Origin of the sequence: Variovorax sp. SRS16 (assembly GCF_901827165.1) — a bacterium.
Classification (GTDB): Bacteria; Pseudomonadota; Gammaproteobacteria; order Burkholderiales; family Burkholderiaceae_C; genus Variovorax.
The window spans coordinates 2,182,870-2,201,234 of sequence record NZ_LR594666.1; the positions used below are offsets into that span (position 1 = coordinate 2,182,870).

Genomic DNA, 18,365 nt, shown 5'->3' on the forward strand with positions numbered 1-18,365 from the left:
GTCAGTACTGGATGCGGGGATCGAAGAAGCGGTAGCTGAGATCGATGAGCAGATTGATCAGCACATAGACCCCGGCCGAGATCAGCAGCACGCTCTGGATCACCGGATAGTCATGCCGCTGCACCGACTCGATCACCAGCCGGCCGACGCCGGGAATCGCGAACACCGTCTCGGTCACCACCACGCCGCCGATCAAGAGCGCGATGCCGACGCCGACCGTGGTCGCGATCGGTATCGCCGCATTGCGCAGCGCGTGGCCCAGCACCGGCAGCACGCCCAGTCCCTTGGCGCGCGCGGTGCGGATGTAGTCCTCGTGCAGCACCTCGAGCACGGTGGCGCGCGTCATGCGCGTGACCAGCGCGATGTAGACCAGCGCGAGGTTCACGCAGGGCAGCACCAGGCTGCGCAGCCAGCCGCCGGGGCTCTCGGCGAAATGCACGTAGCCCTGCACGGGAAACCATGGCAGCCGGATCGAGAAGGCATAGACCAGCAGATAGCCGACCAGGAACACCGGCACCGAAAACGCCAGCACCGCAAACAGCATCACCAGCCGGTCGACCCAGCTGCCCGCGCGGTGCGCCGCCAGTGTGCCGAGCGGCACCGCGACCACGAGCGTGAGCAGCATGGTCAGCAGCGCGATCGACAGCGTCGGCTCCAGCCGCTGCGCGAGCAGATGCGTCACCGGCACCTGCGTGAAGATCGAGGTGCCGAGGTCGCCGCGCGCGAGCTTGCCGAGCCAGAGCACGAACTGCTGCCAGAGCGGCTGGTCCAGGCCCAGCGCGGTGCGCAGCTTGGCGATGTCGTCGACGGTGGCGAGATCACCCGCGATCAGCGCGGCCGGATCGCCGGGCGAGAGATGGATCAGCAGGAACACCACCACCGCCACCACCGCCATCACGGGGAGCGTCGAGAGCAGGCGTCTGGCGAGATAGCCCATGGATGTGCGATGCAGCCTTGGGCTTCTAGCGGTCGAGCACCCAGACGTTGGGCATGCCGGCCCACAGCTTGTCGATGCCCTTCAGGTCGGCGCGCGCAGCGAAGGCGGCCGAGTACTGGCCGGCGTTGATGTAGGGCACGGCCTCGTAGGCGCGCTTCTGGAAGGCGTCAAGCAGCTCCTTTCGCCTGGCCGGCACGGTCTCCTTGATCCATGCGCTGCGCAGTTCGTCGAGCGGCTTGTCGCAGGGCCAGCCGGGCAGGGTGGTGCCGCAGGCCGCGCTCAGGTAGGCGTTGGTGACCGGCGAGTTGACGTCGAATTCACCGGCCACCGTCACATACATGCTCCAGCCGCCGGCCTCGGGTGCATCGCGCTTGGCGCGGCGCGCGCCGATCGAGGCCCAGTCCATGGTCTGCATGTCGACGTTCATGCCGATGCTGCGCATGGTCTGCGCGGCCATCAGCGCCTCGGCATTGAGGTAGGTGATGTCGCTCGGCACCAGCAGCACCACCTTCTCGCCCTTGTAGCCGGCATCGGCCAGCATCTTCTTCGCCTTCGCGATGTCGGGCTTGCGGTACGGGTCGGCGCCGGCATCGGTCTCGTTCGGTCCGCCGCAGATGAAGTAGGTCGCGCAGTAGGTCACGCGCATGTCGAGCGGGTAGCCCATCGCGGCCGTGAAGCGTTCCTGGCTCACCGCCATCAGCAGTGCCTGCCGTACCTTCGGGTTGTCGAAGGGCGCATGCAACTGGTTGAAGACCAGGAAGCCCTGGTACGCGCCGCCGTTGCCGATCTTCACGTTCGGGTCGGTGCGCAGCGGCGTGATGTAGTCGGGCGGCAGTTGCTCGATGTAGTCGACCTCGCCGCGCTTGAGCGCTGCGACGGCGCTGTTGGCATCGGGCAGATAGAGCCACTCGACGCGGTCGAAGTGGCTCTTCTTGCTGCCCGCGAGGCCGCTCGGCGGCTCGCTGCGCGCCACGTAGTTGGGGTTGCGCACGAACACCGCCTTGTTGCCCGGCACCCACTCATCGCGCTTGAAGATGTAGGGGCCGGAGCCCATCACCTCGGACAGCGGCGAGGTGGCCGGCATCCTGGCGAGTCGCTCGGGAAGGATGAAGGGCGGATAGCCCGAGGGCTTGGCCAGTGCGTCGAGCACCATGCCGAAGGGTTCCTTGAGCGTGAGCGTGAAGCTGTTGGCGTCGACCGCCTTCCATTCGGCGCCGGCCGTGCCCATCGCGCGGCCCAGGCTGTCGCGCGCGCCCCAGCGCTGCAGCGAGGCGATCACGTCGGCCGAAGTCACCGCGCTCCCATCGGAGAACTTGAGGCCGGGCCGCAGCGTGAAGCTCCACTGCTTGCCGTCCTTCGAGCTCGTGTACTTGTCGACCATCTGCGGCTTCGGCGTGCCGCTCGCGTCCTCTGCGAACAGCGTGTCGTAGACCATGTAGCCGAAGTTGCGCGAGATGTAGGCGGTGGTGAAAGTCGGGTCGAGGATCTTCACGTCGGCATGCGCGACGACCTTGAGCGTCTTGGTCTGCGCCAGAGCGGGAAGGCCGGCGCCGGCCAGGAGCAGGGCGCCCAGCGTGGCGAGGGCGGCGAGCGTGCGTCGTTTCATCTTCGGGTCTCCGGTGAGGTGGCGAATGGAACAGGGAACAGCGGATCGGCGATCAGGCCGCGGCATCCAGCGGCCACCTGGGCCGCCGCACCTTGCGATAGGGCAGGGTCGACAGATCGAGCGTGACCGAGCCCGGCGCGCCGGCATAGATCACATGCTTCGCGACCTTGGAGAAGGAGGCGTAGAAGTGCTGCGAGGATTTGACGACGATGATCTTCTTCGCCGCCAGGTCGCAACCCAGCTGCGTGAAGAGGTCGGTGCCCATCGCCTGGCTGCGCAGCGTGGTCAGCACGATCTCGATCCCCTTGGCCTCGACCAGCGCGCAGTCGCCGAGCGCGATCGGCGTGTTCGCCAGGCCGGTCATCACCATCTCGGGACACAGCGCCTTGACGGTGCATTCGAGATCGATCGGATCGCCCGACAGCGGGCTGATCTTGCCGCCGATGCGCAAGGCGAGGCGCGCGCCCGCGCCGGCCTCGAAGGCCATGCGCGCCGCGCCCGGGTCCCACACCGGGCCGAGCGCCGCGTTGCCGATGCCGCGCTCGACCATGCGGCGCAGCATGAAGGTCGAATCCCCGGCCGCGCCGCCGCCCGGGTTGTCGGCGCCGTCGGCCAGCACCACCGGCGCGCCGTCGAAGGCCAGCGCCTGGTCGAGCGCGGCGTCGATGTCGGGATAGCGCACGGTGAGCGCATCGCGCAGTCCGATCAGTTCGTCGGCCAGCCGGCGCGCGAGCGCATCGGCCTCGGCCTGCCGGCCATCGGTGTAGACCAGCACCTTGGTCCCCATCTCGGGCACGTCGCCCCACGGGAAGCCATGCGAAATGGAGATCGAGAGCACGCCGTCCTTGCCTTCGAGCGCCTGGATGCGATCGACGAAGCCGCGCGCCGGCTCGCGCGAGGTGTGCATGATCACCACCATGCCGGTGTCGACCACGGCATGCACAGGCTTGATCTTGCCTTCGACCATTGCAAAGCAAAGATCGACCAGTTCGAGTCCGCGTTCGAGGATGTCGGTGTGCGGATATTCCTTGAACGCGATCAGGAGGTCGGCGCTCGCCGTCATCTCGGCGGTCATATGGTTGTGCGGATCGAGCTCGGCACCGACCACCACCTTCGGCCCGACGATCGCGCGCACGCGCTGCAGCAGGTCGCCCTCGCAGTCGTCATAGCCGTCGGCCACCATCGCGCCGTGCAGGCCGAGCAGCACCATGTCGACCGGCAGCGCGGCGCGCAGGTCGGCCAGCAGTTCGTCGCGCAGCATCTCGTAGGCCTGGCGCGTGGTCGTGCCGCTGGGCTGCGCGCCGGCCACCATGCCCTCGATCAGCGTCCAGCCGCGCTCCTTGCCGCGCAGGCGTGCGGCCCACAGCGGGCCGGAGAACATGGTCATGCGGTCGGGATGCTGACCGGCCGGGTAGTAGCCGCGGTCCTTGAAGGACGCGAGGCCGGTCGGCATCGGGCCGAAGGTGTTGGTTTCGGTGGCGAGGGATCCGCTGAAGACACGCACGGCGAGGACTCCTGATGGATGAAGAAGGAAGGCGGTTCAGTTCGGCGCGGCGGCCCGCGCATCGCCGGCGCGTCGCAGCCGCGCCGGGCCGAGCATCGCGGCCGTGAGGCCGAAAGACGCCGCATGCGCGGGCACCGGCAGTCCGCGCGCGAGCGCGGCGCAGGTCTCGCCCATCGCGGCCGAGGTCTGGATGCCGTAGCCGCCCTGCGCGGCGATCCAGAAGAAGCCGGGCGCCTCGTCGTCGAAGCCGCCGACCAGATCGCCGTCGGCGACGAAGGAACGCAGGCCGGCCCAGGTGCGAATGGGCCGCCGGATCGCGAGCGTGGTCGCGGTCTGGATGCGATCGATGGCGAGCGCGATGTCCATCTCCTCGGGCTGCACGTCCTGCGGCTCGACGAGGTCGGCGTTGGCCGGCGAGCCGAGCAGCATGCCGGCGTCGGGCTTGATGTACCAGTCCTCGGTGGCGCCGAAGGCCATCGGCCAGTGCGTCGTGTCGGTGTCCGCGGGCGGTGCGAAGACGAAGGCCGAGCGCCGGCGGGGTTCGATGCCGATCGGCCGCACGCCGGCCAGCCGAGCGACGGCATCGACCCAGGCGCCGGCGGCATTGAGCACCACCGGCGCTTCATACAGCGCGCTACCGGCCTGCACGCGCCAGCCTTGCGGCGTGCGCTCGATCGCGCGCACCTCGGCATCGCAGACCAGCGTGCCGCCAGCCTTGCGCATGCCCCGCAGGTAGCCCTGGTGGATCGCATGCACGTCCATGTCGAAGGCATCGGGCTCGTGGACCGCGCCCAGCACCTGCTCGCGGCGCAGCACCGGCAGCAGGGCGCGCGCCTCGTCGGCGGACAGGCGCCGTGCGCCCGGCGCCATGGCGCGCAGGATCTCCCAATGCGCCTCGAGTTGCGGCAGCTGGCCGGGGCCCGCGACCATCATCGCGCCGCGCGGCGTCAAGAGTGGCTGTTCGGCGAAACCGGGCGGCGGATGCAGCAGGAAGGCACGGCTGGCCATTGTCAGCGCACGCACCTGGGGTGTGCCGTAGCTCTCCATGAAGAGTGCGGCCGAGCGGCCGGTCGAGTGGTAGCCGGGCTGCGCCTCGCGTTCGAGCACGATCACGCGCGCATGCGGCGCGAGCCAGTGCGCGACCGATGCGCCGGCAATGCCGCCGCCGATCACGAGGTAGTCGGCCGTCGTCGCGGGAGAAGAGAAAGTCATCGTGCGTGGATGAATCGGAATGCGGCGAAGTTTAGTGAGAGATTTGCGGATACGCAAAAGTTTGTGCAGACCCTACGGGTAAATCCCACTCCATTGCATCGTTGGAATTTGCGTTCATGCAATTTGCGGATACGCAACTTCAGAGCCCGCGCCGGCCGATGCTCTGGCAGAATTCCGCCCACAACCCACGAGGACCGCCCGCTTGAAAGCACATCCCGTCGCACGTCGCGATGCCGAGCCCAACACGCTCGACCGCGAGACCTTCGGCAAGCGCCTGCGCACCGCGCGCAAGGAATTCGGCTGGACGCTGGCCCGGCTGGCCGAACTCTCGGGCGTTTCCATCACCACCATCTCGCGCGCCGAGCGCGGCCAGCTCGCGCTCGGCTACGAGAACTTCGCGGCACTGGGCCGTGCGCTGCAGATGGACATGAACGCGATGTTCGCGGGCGCGGGCATCCAGCCGGAGCAGCTCGACGGGCCGGTGGTCACGCGCGCCGGCAAGGGCGTGGTGTACCGCGGCCTGTCCTTTGCCTACGAATTCCTCGGCACCGAGGTCGCCGGCAAGCAGATGAGCCCGGTGGTCGGCACCGTGCATGCGCGGCGCATCCACGGGCCCGAGGACTTTGCGCGTCATGCGGGCGAAGAGTTCGCCTATGTGCTGTCGGGCGAGATCGACGTGCACTTCGACAACGGCGAGGTGGTGCGCCTCGCGCGCGGCGATTCGCTCTACTTCGACAGCCGCATCGGCCACGCCTACGTGAGCGTGAGCCGGCAGCTTGCGAAGATCGTCGGCGTGACCACCAGCGAAAGCAGCTTCATGCAATCGGCGCGGGCCGGCGACAGCGGTGCGGCCCGCGCCGTCGCGCCCGCGAAGACGAAAGCGAAGGCGAAAGCAAAGACCGCCGCGAATGCAGGAAGCAGACGCGCGGCAGCGCCTGCGCCTGCCACCGTGCGCCGGCCGGCGGCATCGCGCGCCCGGGCCGGCGCGGCGCCGCTCGCACGCCGCAAATAGCCGCGCAGCGGGTCGCCATCGGCCCGCCTTTTCGCTAACCTTGCGCGATGACTGCACTTGCCCCGCAGCGCGCCGAGCCCATCGGGCCGCCGCCGCCCGCACCCGACCTGCCCGTGCCGGTGCCGCCGGCCGTGCCGCCTGCGCCGCCGCCCGTCGTCGATCCGCCCGCATCCGACCCGCCGCTCACCGAGCCCGGCGCGCCGGCACCGGTCGCCGATCCGCCGCCCGGCGCGATGGCGCTCGGCCGCCTGCATGCGCGCAGGCTGCGCGAGATCTACCGCTCGGCCGGCTGGCCCTGCGGCGATCCGATCGAGATCGAACTGCTCGCTGCCGGCCTGCTGGCGCGCGTGCGTTCGGCCCATGGCCACGAGACCCTGCGCGTGACCGATGACGGCATCGCGTACATCGCGCGCACGCTGGTCGTCAATCGCGCCGTACTGTCGCGCCACGAGGCGCTGGTCGAGCAGGTCGCACGCGAGATGACGCGCGCCGGCCGCGTGGCCTGGCGCGGCCTCGGCCTGCGCGCGCGGCTGCCGGCCGCGATCGAGGGCGGCAAGCCACGCTGGTGCATCGCGCGGCCCGATGTCTTCTCGATCCGCAACACCAGCGTCGAGGCCTATGCGCAGCCGATCGTTCACGAGGTCAAGGTGAATCGCGCCGATCTGCTGAGCGACCTGCGCAAGCCCGACAAGCGCGCGGCCTATCTCGATCTCGGCGGCGAATGCTGGTACGTGCTGGGCTGCGATGCGAAGGGCCATCCGATCGGCGAGCCCGAGGAGATTCCGTCCGAATGCGGCGTGCTGATCGCGCGCGGCGAGCGTCTCGTGGTCGCGCGCGCGGCCGCGCATCGCGCACTGCCGCGCATGCCGTTCTCCGTCTGGCTCGCACTCGCCAAGGCCCAGCCGGTGCCGGGCTTCGACGACGAGTCGCAGGACTTGCTGGCCGAGTTCGATCCGGGCGTCAGCGGTCCAGCACCAGCTTCGGCGTCTTCGATCCCGAGCAGCAGACCATCATGACGGTGTTGGAGGCCTGCTCGTCCTTGCTCAGCACGAGGTCGCGGTGGTCGGGCACGCCTTCCAGCACGCGCGTCTCGCAGGTCGCGCAGATGCCTTCGAGGCAGGAGTAGGGCACGTCGACGCCGGCCTCGAGCATCGCATCGAGGATGGTCTTGCCCGGCGGCACCTCGAGCACCTTGCCCGAGCGCGCGAGTTCGACCTGGAAGCCGCCGGTGGTGGAGGGCGCGTCCTTGGCCGCGAAGTACTCGACATGCACCTGCGCCGGCGGCAGGCCCGCGGTGGCATCCTCGAACGCAGCCAGCATCGGCAGCGGCCCGCAGCTGTAGAAGTGGCTGCCTTCGCGGGCCGTCGCGACCACCTGTCGCAGGTCGAGCAGCTGGCCCTGCATGCGGTCGTCGAAGTGCAGATGCAGCTGGCCGTGGGGCGAGCCGGCCTTCAGCGCGCGCAGGTCGGACAGGAAGGCGGCGCCCGCATGGCTGCGCGCGCAATAGTGCAGCTCCCAGCTGCGGCTCAGGCTGTCGAGTCGCTGCACCATGCACCACAGCGGCGTGATGCCGATGCCGCCGGCGATCAGCACGCTGTGCGGCGCGTCCTCGGCGAGCGTGAAGTTGTTGCGCGGCGCAGCGACGGTGACCATGTCGCCCGCATGCAGCTGCTGGTGCACGAAGGCGGAACCGCCGCGGCTGGCGCGGTCGCGGTTGACGCCGACCACGTAGCGGTGCGTCTCGGTCTGGGGATTGCACAGCGAATAGCTGCGCACCATGCCGTTGCCCAGGTGCAGGTCGATGTGCGAGCCGGCCGTGAAGGCCGGCAGCGCGGCGCCGTCGGCATGGCGGAATTCGAAGGAAAGAATGCCGTCCGCCTCGTAGCGGATGGCGCGCAGCTGCAAGGGCATCAGGTCCATGGTGTTCAGTTGTGTCCGGTGACGTGGATCAGAGGGCGTCGGGATCGACGGTGAACGCAGCGTTCTGCGGGCTCCCGGCCCCGATTGTCGAACACGACGGCGGCAACCGTCAGCCCGTGCGTCGCCGCGCCGGAGCGCCACGCCTTGGGCATCCGACCGTCATGGTGGCCGCATCTTTTTTCGATGGCCTGTCCATCAAAGGTCTTCAAGACGTAGGCCGGCGACAAGAAATGGGCCATTGGCTGATTGTCAGCTGACCATCGGATCGTTTAAATGGCCCGGTTTCAGAACAGAGGAGACCGCATGGTTCGATCCGCCGCCCCGTCCGCCTTTGCCTGCGCATCGCTGGCCGGCGTCCTGACGAGCTTCACCGGCAGCGCGCTGGCCGCGTGCGACAACACGACACCCGGAACCGGCGTCACCGTCACCTGCAGCGGTGCCAGCGCGACGCCGGTCAACGCGCAGGTCGGCAGCACGGGCGTCACCGTCAACGTCCTCGGCGGCGCGTCGCTCAATGCGGTCAGCGGCGTGGTCGTGCAGGGCGCGAGCCGGGTCGACAACGCGGGCACCATCAATGCATCGAGCGGCAGCGTCGGCATCGCGGCGCGCCTGGACGACAACGTGCTCGTCAACGAAGCCGGCGGCGTGGTGCAGACGGTCAATCCGTCGACGGCCGCGATCGTCGCCAACGGCAATCGCAACCAGCTGCTGAACTTCGGCCTCATCAGCACGCAGAACAGCAATGCCTATGGGCTGTCGATCCTGACCTTTCCGGGCAACACGCTGGTCGACAACGTGCTCACCAACAGCGGGACCATCCGCACCCTCGGCACCGGTGCCCACGCGGTCTTTGCGCAGCAGAACGATCGCGCGACGATCACCAACACCGGCACCATCGAAACGCGCGGCACGAATGCGAGCGGCCTGCGCGCGGTGGGTGGCAGCAATGTCGTGACCAACGCGTCGTCGGTGCAGACCTTCGGCGCCGACTCGAACGCGGTCTACGTCCAGGGCAACAACAACAGCGTCGTCAATCGCGGCCAGATCGGCACCAGCGGCAGCAATGCCGAGGCGGTGTTCTCCAACACGGCGGGCAGCTCGTTCACGGCCACCATCACCAACGAGGCGGGCGCTTCGATCACGAGCGCCCAGTCGCTCGCCATCCGCGGGCTGAATGGCCAGGAGACCGTCATCAACGCCGGCACCATCTCGAGCGGCGCCGGCACGGCGATATCGCTCGGCGGCGGCAACGACATGGTGGTGCTGCGCACCGGCTCGGTGATCAACGGCAGCATCGATGGCGGCGCGGGCACCGATGGCGTGCAGCTCGAAGGCTCGGGCACGAGCGGCAATGCCTTCCTGAATTTCGAGACCCTGCGCATGCAGGGCGATGCCTGGACCTTCGCGGGCAGCGGCACCTTCAACAGCGCGACGCTGACCTCGGGTGTCTTCACCTTGTCCGGCGTGCTCACCGCACCCGTCACCGTGCAACCCGGCGCCACGTTGACGGGGGCAGGGCGGGTGGCGGGCGATCTCGCGGTGCAGGGCGTGGTGCGGCCCGGCGCCACGCCGGGCACGGGCGTTCTCACGGTCGACGGTAATTACACGCAGGCGGCGGGCAGCACGTTGGAGGTCACGCAGACACCAAACTCGGCGGACCGCATCATGGTCGGCGGCAGCGCCACGCTGCAGGGCGGCACGGTGCACGTGCTGTCGCAGCAGGCCGGCAGCTACAACGCGGGCCGGGTGCCGATCGTCACCGCAGCCGGCGGACTGAGCGGCACCTTCGATGCGTTGCAGCTGCCGATGGCGCTGCTGAGCGATACGTCCTTGAGCTATGACGCCGACAACGCCTATCTCACCGTCGTGCGCAAGGCGAGCTTCGCTTCGGCGGCGCCGCCGGCCAGCAACGCCGCGCAGGTCGCAGCGGTGCTGGATGCCGTCGAGCCCGTGGCCACCGGCTCGCTGCAGCAGGCGAGCGCCGAGATCGCGATGCTGCCCACGCAGCCGCAGGTGGTCGCGGCCTTCGACAACCTGGGCGGCAGCGTCTACCCGACGCTGGCGCGCGCCGGCCTGCGCGACAACGAGGACTTTGCGCGCTCGCTCACGCAGCGGCTCGCCGAACGTCGAGGCAGTCCCGCATCGGGCGACACGACCAGCGTCTGCAGCGATGCGCACTGCGGCACGGCCGTCTGGGCGCGTGCTTTCGGCGTGGACGGCCGCCTCACCGGCAGTTCCGGCGTGGCCGGCGTGGACACGCGCACGCGCGGCCTCGCGGTCGGCACCGACCGCGAGATCACGCCGGCCACGCGCGTCGGTGCAGGCCTCGAAGTGTCGAGGCTCGATGCCGACTTTCGCGTCACGCCCGCAGCCAGCGCGCAGGCCGACAGCTACAAGCTCGGCGTCTTCGGCTCGATGCAGCTCGGCGAAGGCTATCTGGCCGGCGTGCTGAGCTATGGCCGCTTCAACGGCGACCTCGACCGGCAGATCCTGATCGGCAGCCTCGCGGCTGTCGCGCATGGCCGCATCCGCGCCGACATCGCGAGCGCGAGCCTGGAGGCCGGGCGCCCGTTCAGCTGGGGCGCGACGACACTGGAGCCGATCGCGACGCTGAGCTATGCGCGCCTGAAGCAGCAGGCGCTGAGCGAGACCGGCGCCGGCGAAGTGGGCCTGCGGGTGGGCGGCCAGAGCCTCGAGAGCACGCAGGCCGGCCTCGGCGTCCGGTTGCGGCGCGCCTTCGAACTCGGCAGCGGCCGCCTCACGCTGGAAGGCCGGGCGCGCTGGGCGCACGAGCTGTCCGGGCGCGATGCGACGGCACGCATGGCCTTCGTCGGCGCGCCGTACCAGGGCTTCGACATCAGTGGCGCGACGGTCGACCGCAACCTCAAGCTGCTGGGCATCGGCGCCAGCTACGAGCTCCCCAGCGGATTCACCACGCAGCTCGTGTACGAGGCGAGCGTGGGCGGGGACGATCGCTATCGCTCGCTGATGCTGCGGGTCCGCAAAGTCTGGTGAGCGGCCTGCCATGCGCGCTCAGCGCGTGTAGTCGCCGCTGGCTTCTGGCTGGTACAGGATCCCGACCACCTCGGCGTCGACCTGTTCGCCGCTCGGCGTTTGCCAGCGTGCGGTCGCGCCGAGCCTGAGGCCGATGAGCGCCATGCCCACCGGCGACAGCACCGAGACCAGGCCCGCGCCCGGCGCGGCGTCGCGGGGATAGCACAGGGTCAGCTGCTGGCGCTGCCCCGAGTGGCGGTCCGTGAGCTGTACCTGCGAGTTCATGGTGACGATGTCGGGTGCGACCTCGCGCGAACGCACCACCTCGGTGGCGTCCAGCAGGTCTTCGAATTCGGGCGGGACCTCGCCGTCCTGCCGCAACTTGCTCAGGCGGACGTGGTCGAGTTCGGTGAGCGTGCGCTCGCCGTGAATGATTGCGGGCATGAAGCACTCCAGTCGATGGCGACCGTGCCGCCGGCGGCGGGGGTGGTCGCGTCAATGCGCGGGTGGCGGGCCCGGCGATCGATGGTGCGCTAAAGAATGAAGGAAGAAGCGGATCGCCGGGCGGAGGAAAGTGCGGCTGGCTGGCGAAGCGCCGGTACGGCCCCGTGGCCGCGCGCATCCGCACGCGCCGCGAGCGTTGCGGCGTTGCGTTGTCGGAGAGCGGGAGCCTGGGAACCCATGGGTCGATTGTAAGTGAGCGTGCCGATGCCCCGGCTGCCGTGGGGGGAACGAGCGCCGGGCATACTTTCGACGAAGCCCGATGCGGCATCCATCTCTGCAAGGAACTCTCATGGATCTCGGTCTCAACGCCAAGCGTGCCCTCGTCACCGGATCCACCGCGGGCATCGGCCTCGCGGTCGCGCGCGCGCTCGCCGCCGAGGGCGCGCACGTGATCGTCAATGGCCGCACGCAGGCGCGCGTGGATGCGGCGCTCGCGGGCATTCGTGCCGCCCAGCGCGATGCCGACATCGAGGGCGTGGCGCTCGACCTGTCCACCGCCGAGGGATGCCGCGCACTGACGGCGCGCATCGCCGAGGTGGACATCCTCGTCAACAACCTGGGCATCTTCGAGCCCAAGCCCTTCGAGCTGATTCCGGACGAAGACTGGCTGCGCTTCTTCGAGACCAACGTGCTCAGCGGCATCCGGCTGTCGCGTCACTTCGTCACCGGCATGCGGCTGCGCGACTGGGGGCGCATCGTGTTCGTCTCGAGCGAATCGGCGCTGCAGATCCCGGCCGAGATGATCCACTACGGCATGACCAAGACGGCGCAGCTCGCCGTCGCGCGCGGGCTGGCCGAGACGCTGGCCGGCACGGGCGTCACCGTGAACAGCGTGCTGCCCGGGCCGACCGCCTCGGAGGGCGTGGGCGGCTTCGTCGCCGACCTCGCGAAGGCGCAGGGCGTCGATGCGGCCACCGTCGAGCGCGAGTTCTTCGCCACCGCGCGGCCGTCGTCGGTGCTGCAGCGCTTCACCACGCCCGACGAGGTGGCCTCGATGATCGTCTACGTGTGCAGCGATCGGGCGTCGGGCACCACCGGCGCGGCGCTGCGGGTCGACGGCGGAGTCATCCGCGCGATTGCTTGACTCGCCCCCAGGCTGCGCGCACTTCGTGTCGCTTCGCCTTCCCCCTGCCGGGGGCAACACCGGCCGACCGGCGGAGCCGGATCCGCGGTGTTTTCCGAATGGGCGTCGCTGCGCTTGCCGGACTGGCTGGCGATGTCGGTCGACGTGCGGTTGGGCGCGTGGCCTACCCGGCGAATGGCGGGCGACCGACGGTGGCGCCGCTTGCCGCTACGCATCTTCACGTCTCCCAACCTACGGAGATGCCAGATGGCCGAATTCAGAGACAACGTGGCGGTCGCCGGTCCGCTCGGGCCGCGCGCGTACGAGCGCGTGGAGAGCATCGCAGCGTCCGCGAGCGGTGTGTCGTGGGGCGCGATCCTCGGCGGCGCGGCCGCCGCGGCGGCGCTTTCGCTGATCCTGCTGCTGCTGGGTTCGGGGCTCGGTCTCTCGGCGGTGTCGCCATGGTCCGGGCAGGGCATCAGCGCGACGACCTGGACCGTGGCGACGGTGCTCTGGATCACCTTCACGCAGATCGCGGCCTCGGGCATGGGCGGCTACCTGGCCGGCCGGCTGCGCACCAAATGGACCGGCGTGCACACGGACGAGGTCTACTTCCGCGACACCGCGCACGGTTTCATGGCCTGGTCCGTGGCCACGCTGGCGACGGCGGCGCTGCTGACTTCGGCGATCGGCGCGATTGCCGGTGCCGGCGTGCAGGCCGGTGCGTCGGTCGTCGGTGGTGGTGTGACAGCGGTCGGTGCGGCAGGTGTGGCCGGCATGGCTGCGTCGGGCCGCGGTGAATCCGGAGCTTCGTCGTCCGGGCCGATGGGCTACTGGGTCGACTCGCTGTTTCGCAAGGATCCTGCTGCTGCCGCTTCAGCGTCCTCCGGTGGGCAGACGGATTCGTCGACGGTCAGCGCCGATCGTTCCGGGGTCGCCAGCCAGCCGGAGGTCGGCCGCATTTTCATCAACGGCATTCGCACCGGCAGCCTGTCTCCCGAAGACACGCACTACGCCGGACAGGTCGTCGCGCAGCGCACCGGCCTGAGCCAGCAGGATGCGGAAAAGCGCGTGGCCGATACCTATGCCCGCGCGCAGGCCGCGCTGAAGCAAGCCGCGGACAAGGCCAAGGCCGCGGCCGACGATGCACGCAAGGCGTCGGCCTACGGCGCGCTGTGGCTCTTCGTCTCGCTGCTGATCGGTGCCTTCGTCGCCAGCCTCGCTGCGACCTATGGTGGCCGCCGCCGCGACCTCTGAACTTCAACCCATCCAACGGAGAGACTCATGCGCTCATTGCTTCTGTGGTTCCTCGGCGTGCCGATCCCCATCATCATCCTGATTGCGTTGTTCATGCATTAGGTCGGCCCGGCCGCGCGACGGAACCTTGTCGTCGTCGGTGCCACTCAGGTGTTATCCCAGCAACCCAGGGCCTCATCGTGTTCGTATCGCATCTGATGGCGCGCCTGTCTCCTGCGCGCACACCTCCCGGTGAACTGCGCGCTGAATCCTTCCCCAACGAACCAGGCGGCGAGGCGGATCGGGAATTCCTGAATTCAGCCCATTGGGAGAGCGCCCTGCATGAGGTGAGGAGCAGATTTCACGAGCAGAGATGCCAGGTCCTGATGGGAAGGCGCCCTCCAGTGTTTTGCGGAGGCCACATCCTCAGTGGCTCAATGGCTCAACAGCCGCTCGCAAGACGAAAAGGGGCAGAAGGCAGACTATGGCGGGCAGCTGGGTCACGCCATTTTCAATGCAGTCATCGACAAGTGCACGATCCCGACATTGAAGGCATGTCTGTCGATGGACCTTCAGTCTGCACCCATCAGGACCTTCACGTGCGCGCCGGCGCTGCGTGCGAGGGCGCTCAGCGCGTAGCCGCCCTCGAGGCAGGAGATGACGCGCCCGCGGCAATGGCGCCGCGCAATCTCCGTGATGCGCTGCGTGACCCACGTGTAGTCCGCCTCGACCAGGCCGAGGTTGCCCATGTCGTCCTCGCGGTGGCCGTCGAAGCCGGCCGAGATGTAGACGATCTCGGGGCCGAAGGCCTCGAGTGCGGGAAGCCATCGGCTCGTGACGGCGGCACGGAACGCGTCGCTTCCCGATCGCGCGGGCAGACCGACGTTGACCATGTTCGGCGCGTCGCCATCTTCTCCCGAGAATGGATAGAGGCCGATTTCGAAGGTCGAGCACATGAGCACGCGTTCGTCGTCGCGCAGGATATCCTCGCTGCCGTTGCCGTGGTGGACGTCGAAGTCGATCAGCGCCACGCGCCGCAGACCGTGAACGTCGAGCGCATGGCGGATGCCGACCGCGACGTTGTTGAAGAAGCAGAAGCCCATCGCCGCGGCACGTTCCGCATGGTGGCCAGGCGGGCGCACGCAGCAGAACGCGGCGTCCGCCTTGCCGCCCAGCACCAGGTCGGTGGCCAGCACCGCGGCGCCGGCCGCGCGCAAGGCGGCCATGAGGGTGTGCGAATTCATGCAGGTGTCAGGATCCACCTGAACATGGCCTTCGATGGGCGTCGCCGCGATCAGGTCATGCACGTAGCGAAGCGAATGGGCACGGCCGAGCTGTTCCTGCGTCGCCAGCGGCGCGTCGTACGCAACCATGTAGTCCAGCAATCCCTTGATCAGCAGATGATCATGGATCGACGCCAAGCGCTCGGGCGCCTCCGGATGGTCGGCACCCATCTCGTGGCGGGCGCAGTCCGCGTGGGTGATGTAGGCGGTCGGCAAGGGTGACTGCTAGCGCAACACCAGCACGGGCAACGCGGAATGCGTGAGCACGTGCTGGGTCTCGCTGCCCAGCAACAGCCGCTTGAGTCCCTTGCGGCCATGCGATGCCATCACGATGAGATCGCTGCGGTGCTTCCCGGCGGCGGCGATGATCGACTCGGCCACCCGGTCGGAGCTGACCATGGCGGTCTTGACCTTGACACCGCCAGCCCTGGCGCGCTCACCGATGGCCGCGAGCGCGGCCTGCGCCCGCTCGGCCCATTGCTTCTCGATGCGGCCGACGTCCTCGGGCGCAAAGGTCATGGCGCCGTCCAGGTAGCTCTGGGGGTACTTCGGCACCACGGTGAAGGCGACCAGCTCGGCGCCATGCTGCGCGGCCAGGGCGATGGCGCTCGCGACGGCTTTCTTTGAAAGAGGGGAGCCGTCGGTGGCGACCAGGATGCGATTGAACATGGTGCGGAGTCTCCGGAGGTTGAAGGCCTCAGCTTAGAGCCGCGTGCACCGGGCGGTTTGACGAGGATCAAGCTTGCGGGCTCCGATGGCCGCTAGCCTTGATCCATGCAAGCGACGCTGCCCCTCGTTCAACCGGCTTTCTCCGCGCCGGCCGAATTGCGCAAGGAACAATGGCTGCTGGACGATCCCGCCGAGTGGCCCGTGTTCGGACGCTGCCTCGAAGGCGAGAACCAGACGGGGCTGTGGGAATCGCAGGTGCTGGTCGAAGGCATGCATTGCGCCGCGTGCGCGTTGGCGGTCGAGGTCGCACTGACACGCGTGCCGGGTGTGCAGGCGGCCGAGGTCAACGCGGCCAGCCGGCGCGCGCGCATCGTGTGGTCGGCGGCAGTCGTCAAGCCATCGCGATGGTTCGATGCAGTCGGCGCCGCTGGCTACGGGCTGGTGCCCGCCGGCGACCTGCTCGCTTGCGCGCGCCGGCGCAAGCTCGCGCGCCAGGCCCTTTGGCGCTGGCTGGTCGCCGGCTTCTGCATGATGCAGGTGATGATGTACGCCTACCCGGCCTACATCGCGCGGCCCGGCGACATGACGCCGGACGTGGCGCAGCTGTTGCGCTGGGCGTCGTGGATGTTGACGCTGCCGGTGCTGCTGTTCTCGTGCGCGCCGTTCTTCCGCAGCGCCTGGCGGGATCTGCGTCTGCGCCGCATCGGGATGGACCTGCCGGTCGCGCTCGGCATCGCGATCACCTTCGCGGTCAGCACCGCCGCCACTTTCGATCCCGGTGGTGTCCTCGGGCACGAGGTGTATTTCGATTCGCTGACGATGTTCGTCTTCTTCCTGCTCACGGGGCGCTGGATGGAGACCCGGCTGCGCGATCGCACGGCGGGCGCGCTCGATGCGCTGATCCATCGCCTGCCGGAGACCATCGAGCGCCTGGATTCCGATGGCCGCTTCGTGCGCGTCGCGTTGCGGCGGCTCGTGCCCGGTGACGTGCTTCGCGTGTTGCCGGGCGAAGCCTTTCCGGCCGACGGCACCGTGCTCGCGGGCGACACGTCGGTCGACGAAGCGCTGCTCACCGGCGAGTCGCGACCCGTGCCGCGTCCGTGCGGGGCGCGCGTGTTGGCGGGCAGCCACAACCTGGGCGCAGCGGTCCAGGTGCGCGTGGAATCGCTGGGCTCGGACACCCGATACGCCGGCATCGTCGCGCTGATGGAGAACGCTGCGCTGCAAAAGCCGCGCCTGGCACGGCTGGCCGATCGTGTGGCCAAGCCCTTTCTCGTCATGGTGGTGGCGTCGGCCGTGGCGGCGGCGGCCATCTGGTGGCATTCCGACCCGGGCAAGGCCGTGATGGTGGCGGTGGCCGTGCTCATCGTGACCTGTCCGTGCGCGCTCTCGCTCGCGACGCCGGCGGCGATGCTGGCGAGCGCCGGCGCCTTGGCCCGCGACGGCGTGCTGGTGCGCAACCTGCAGGGACTGGAAGCGCTGGCCTCGGTGGACACCGTGGTCTTCGACAAGACCGGCACCCTGACGCGCGATACACCCCGCATCGACCGCGCCTACACCCGCCAGGGCGTGCGCCCCGGCGACGCACTCGGCATGGCGGCTGCGCTCGGCGCGCGATCCCTTCACCCGGCGGCGCGCGCGCTGGTGAATGCGTGGAACGCGCAGTTCCGCTTGCCCCCTCCGTGGGATGTGGTTCAGCTGACCGAATACGCGGGCTCTGGCCTTGAGGGCCGGCTGCGCTGGGACGCAGGCGCAGACGACGCGACGCGCCGCGTGCGGATGGGCTCGCCGGCCTTTTGCGGCGTTGCGCCGCTGCAGACCGGAATGACCCAGGTTCACCTCTGCGACGACCAGGGGTGGCTTGCGAGTTTCATGCTCGCGGAGGACTTGCGCGAGGACGCCGCGGCCACGGTCGCGGCGATCGAAGCACAGGGCCTGAGGGTGCGCCTGCTGTCCGGCGATCGGGACGCCGCTGCGAAGGACATCGGCGCCCGCGCAGGCATCGCGATCGCCCAGGGCGGCTGCACTCCGGAAGACAAGCTGCGCCTGCTGAAAGACTTGCAGTCGACGGGTCGGCACGTCGCCATGGTCGGCGACGGCCTCAACGATGGTCCGGTACTCGCGCAGGCTCACGCATCGTTCGCGATGGGGCGGGGCGTGCCGCTGGCGCAGGCAAAGGCCGATTTCATCGTCCTGGGCGACTCGCTGGCCGCCATCCCAAAGGCCGTCGCGCAGGCGCGCCGTACCTTGCGCATCGTGAAGCAGAACCTCTGGTGGGCCGCAGGCTACAACGCGCTGTGCGTGCCCCTGGCGGTGGCGGGCTGGCTGCCGGCATGGCTGGCCGGCCTGGGGATGGCAGCGAGTTCGCTGGTGGTCGTGGCCAATGCCGCACGCTTGGCCAGGGCACCGGCTGGAGACCGCTGAC

14 protein-coding genes are annotated in these 18,365 nt (G+C 69.3%); 6 read left to right on the forward strand and 8 right to left on the reverse strand.

Annotated elements, in window-relative coordinates; genetic code table 11:
• Position 1: 1 nt before the first annotated feature.
• The 4 genes from E5P2_RS10575 to E5P2_RS10590 are packed head-to-tail and all read right to left on the reverse strand — an operon-like array spanning position 2 to position 5,259.
• Positions 2–937 (reverse strand): ABC transporter permease, encoded by a 936-nt coding sequence (locus tag E5P2_RS10575; protein ID WP_162567043.1) that lies wholly within the window; start codon positions 935–937, stop codon positions 2–4.
• 25 nt (positions 938–962) lie between these two features.
• Positions 963–2,543 carry an ABC transporter substrate-binding protein gene (locus E5P2_RS10580; RefSeq protein WP_162567044.1) on the reverse strand — a complete coding sequence of 527 codons (1,581 nt, stop codon included), beginning with the start codon at positions 2,541–2,543 and terminating at the stop codon, positions 963–965.
• A gap of 52 nt (positions 2,544–2,595) precedes the next feature.
• Positions 2,596–4,047 (reverse strand): M81 family metallopeptidase, encoded by a 1,452-nt coding sequence (locus E5P2_RS10585; RefSeq protein WP_162567045.1) that lies wholly within the window; start codon positions 4,045–4,047, stop codon positions 2,596–2,598.
• 36 nt (positions 4,048–4,083) lie between these two features.
• Positions 4,084–5,259: an NAD(P)/FAD-dependent oxidoreductase gene (locus E5P2_RS10590; RefSeq protein WP_162567046.1), complete on the reverse strand. Its 1,176-nt coding sequence runs from the start codon at positions 5,257–5,259 to the stop codon at positions 4,084–4,086.
• A gap of 202 nt (positions 5,260–5,461) precedes the next feature.
• Here E5P2_RS10590 and E5P2_RS10595 point away from each other — a divergent pair, with 202 nt between their 5' ends.
• Positions 5,462–6,271: a helix-turn-helix domain-containing protein gene (locus tag E5P2_RS10595; RefSeq protein ID WP_162567047.1), complete on the forward strand. Its 810-nt coding sequence runs from the start codon at positions 5,462–5,464 to the stop codon at positions 6,269–6,271.
• 47 nt (positions 6,272–6,318) lie between these two features.
• Entirely contained in the window at positions 6,319–7,287 is a 969-nt protein-coding gene (locus E5P2_RS10600; RefSeq protein WP_197908486.1) for a hypothetical protein, read from the forward strand.
• Here E5P2_RS10600 and E5P2_RS10605 read toward each other — a convergent pair.
• The gene (locus E5P2_RS10605; RefSeq protein WP_232080650.1) at positions 7,232–8,191 is read right to left on the reverse strand and encodes a PDR/VanB family oxidoreductase; all 960 of its coding nucleotides are present in this window, start codon (positions 8,189–8,191) and stop codon (positions 7,232–7,234) included. The genes E5P2_RS10600 and E5P2_RS10605 overlap by 56 nt on opposite strands.
• Before the next feature lie 303 nt (positions 8,192–8,494).
• Between E5P2_RS10605 and E5P2_RS10615 the strand changes: the two genes are divergently transcribed.
• Positions 8,495–11,206 carry an autotransporter outer membrane beta-barrel domain-containing protein gene (locus tag E5P2_RS10615; RefSeq protein ID WP_162567049.1) on the forward strand — a complete coding sequence of 904 codons (2,712 nt, stop codon included), beginning with the start codon at positions 8,495–8,497 and terminating at the stop codon, positions 11,204–11,206.
• Positions 11,207–11,224: 18 nt separating this feature from the next.
• Here E5P2_RS10615 and E5P2_RS10620 read toward each other — a convergent pair whose 3' ends face one another.
• Positions 11,225–11,629 (reverse strand): GreA/GreB family elongation factor, encoded by a 405-nt coding sequence (locus E5P2_RS10620; RefSeq protein ID WP_162567050.1) that lies wholly within the window; start codon positions 11,627–11,629, stop codon positions 11,225–11,227.
• A gap of 349 nt (positions 11,630–11,978) precedes the next feature.
• On the opposite strand from E5P2_RS10620, the gene E5P2_RS10625 reads away from it, so the two are divergent.
• Positions 11,979–12,773 (forward strand): SDR family NAD(P)-dependent oxidoreductase, encoded by a 795-nt coding sequence (locus E5P2_RS10625; RefSeq protein WP_162567051.1) that lies wholly within the window; start codon positions 11,979–11,981, stop codon positions 12,771–12,773.
• 246 nt (positions 12,774–13,019) lie between these two features.
• Entirely contained in the window at positions 13,020–14,009 is a 990-nt protein-coding gene (locus tag E5P2_RS10630; protein ID WP_232080651.1) for a hypothetical protein, read from the forward strand.
• Positions 14,010–14,560: 551 nt separating this feature from the next.
• On the opposite strand, the gene E5P2_RS10635 is transcribed toward E5P2_RS10630, so the two are convergent.
• Both E5P2_RS10635 and E5P2_RS10640 read right to left on the reverse strand, forming a co-directional pair.
• Complete coding sequence (locus tag E5P2_RS10635; RefSeq protein WP_162567052.1) at positions 14,561–15,487, reverse strand: histone deacetylase family protein; 927 nt, start codon at positions 15,485–15,487, stop codon at positions 14,561–14,563.
• 9 nt (positions 15,488–15,496) lie between these two features.
• A complete protein-coding gene (locus E5P2_RS10640; RefSeq protein ID WP_162567053.1) occupies positions 15,497–15,940 on the reverse strand; it encodes a universal stress protein in 444 nt (147 codons plus the stop codon).
• Positions 15,941–16,045: 105 nt separating this feature from the next.
• Here E5P2_RS10640 and E5P2_RS10645 point away from each other — a divergent pair, with 105 nt between their 5' ends.
• On the forward strand, positions 16,046–18,364 hold the full coding sequence (locus tag E5P2_RS10645) for a heavy metal translocating P-type ATPase (protein ID WP_162567054.1): 2,319 nt from the start codon (positions 16,046–16,048) through the stop codon (positions 18,362–18,364).
• The last annotated feature ends 1 nt before the right edge of the window (position 18,365 follow it).

Coding starts and splice junctions, on each gene's coding strand:
- E5P2_RS10575 (WP_162567043.1), bottom strand. CDS start 937: ATGGGCTATCTCGCCAGACGCCTGCTCTCGACGCTCCCCGTGATGGCG.
- E5P2_RS10580 (WP_162567044.1), bottom strand. CDS start 2,543: ATGAAACGACGCACGCTCGCCGCCCTCGCCACGCTGGGCGCCCTGCTC.
- E5P2_RS10590 (WP_162567046.1), bottom strand. CDS start 5,259: ATGACTTTCTCTTCTCCCGCGACGACGGCCGACTACCTCGTGATCGGC.
- E5P2_RS10600 (WP_197908486.1), top strand. CDS start 6,319: ATGACTGCACTTGCCCCGCAGCGCGCCGAGCCCATCGGGCCGCCGCCG.
- E5P2_RS10605 (WP_232080650.1), bottom strand. CDS start 8,191: ATGGACCTGATGCCCTTGCAGCTGCGCGCCATCCGCTACGAGGCGGAC.
- E5P2_RS10615 (WP_162567049.1), top strand. CDS start 8,495: ATGGTTCGATCCGCCGCCCCGTCCGCCTTTGCCTGCGCATCGCTGGCC.
- E5P2_RS10620 (WP_162567050.1), bottom strand. CDS start 11,629: ATGCCCGCAATCATTCACGGCGAGCGCACGCTCACCGAACTCGACCAC.
- E5P2_RS10625 (WP_162567051.1), top strand. CDS start 11,979: ATGGATCTCGGTCTCAACGCCAAGCGTGCCCTCGTCACCGGATCCACC.
- E5P2_RS10630 (WP_232080651.1), top strand. CDS start 13,020: ATGGCCGAATTCAGAGACAACGTGGCGGTCGCCGGTCCGCTCGGGCCG.
- E5P2_RS10640 (WP_162567053.1), bottom strand. CDS start 15,940: ATGTTCAATCGCATCCTGGTCGCCACCGACGGCTCCCCTCTTTCAAAG.
- E5P2_RS10645 (WP_162567054.1), top strand. CDS start 16,046: ATGCAAGCGACGCTGCCCCTCGTTCAACCGGCTTTCTCCGCGCCGGCC.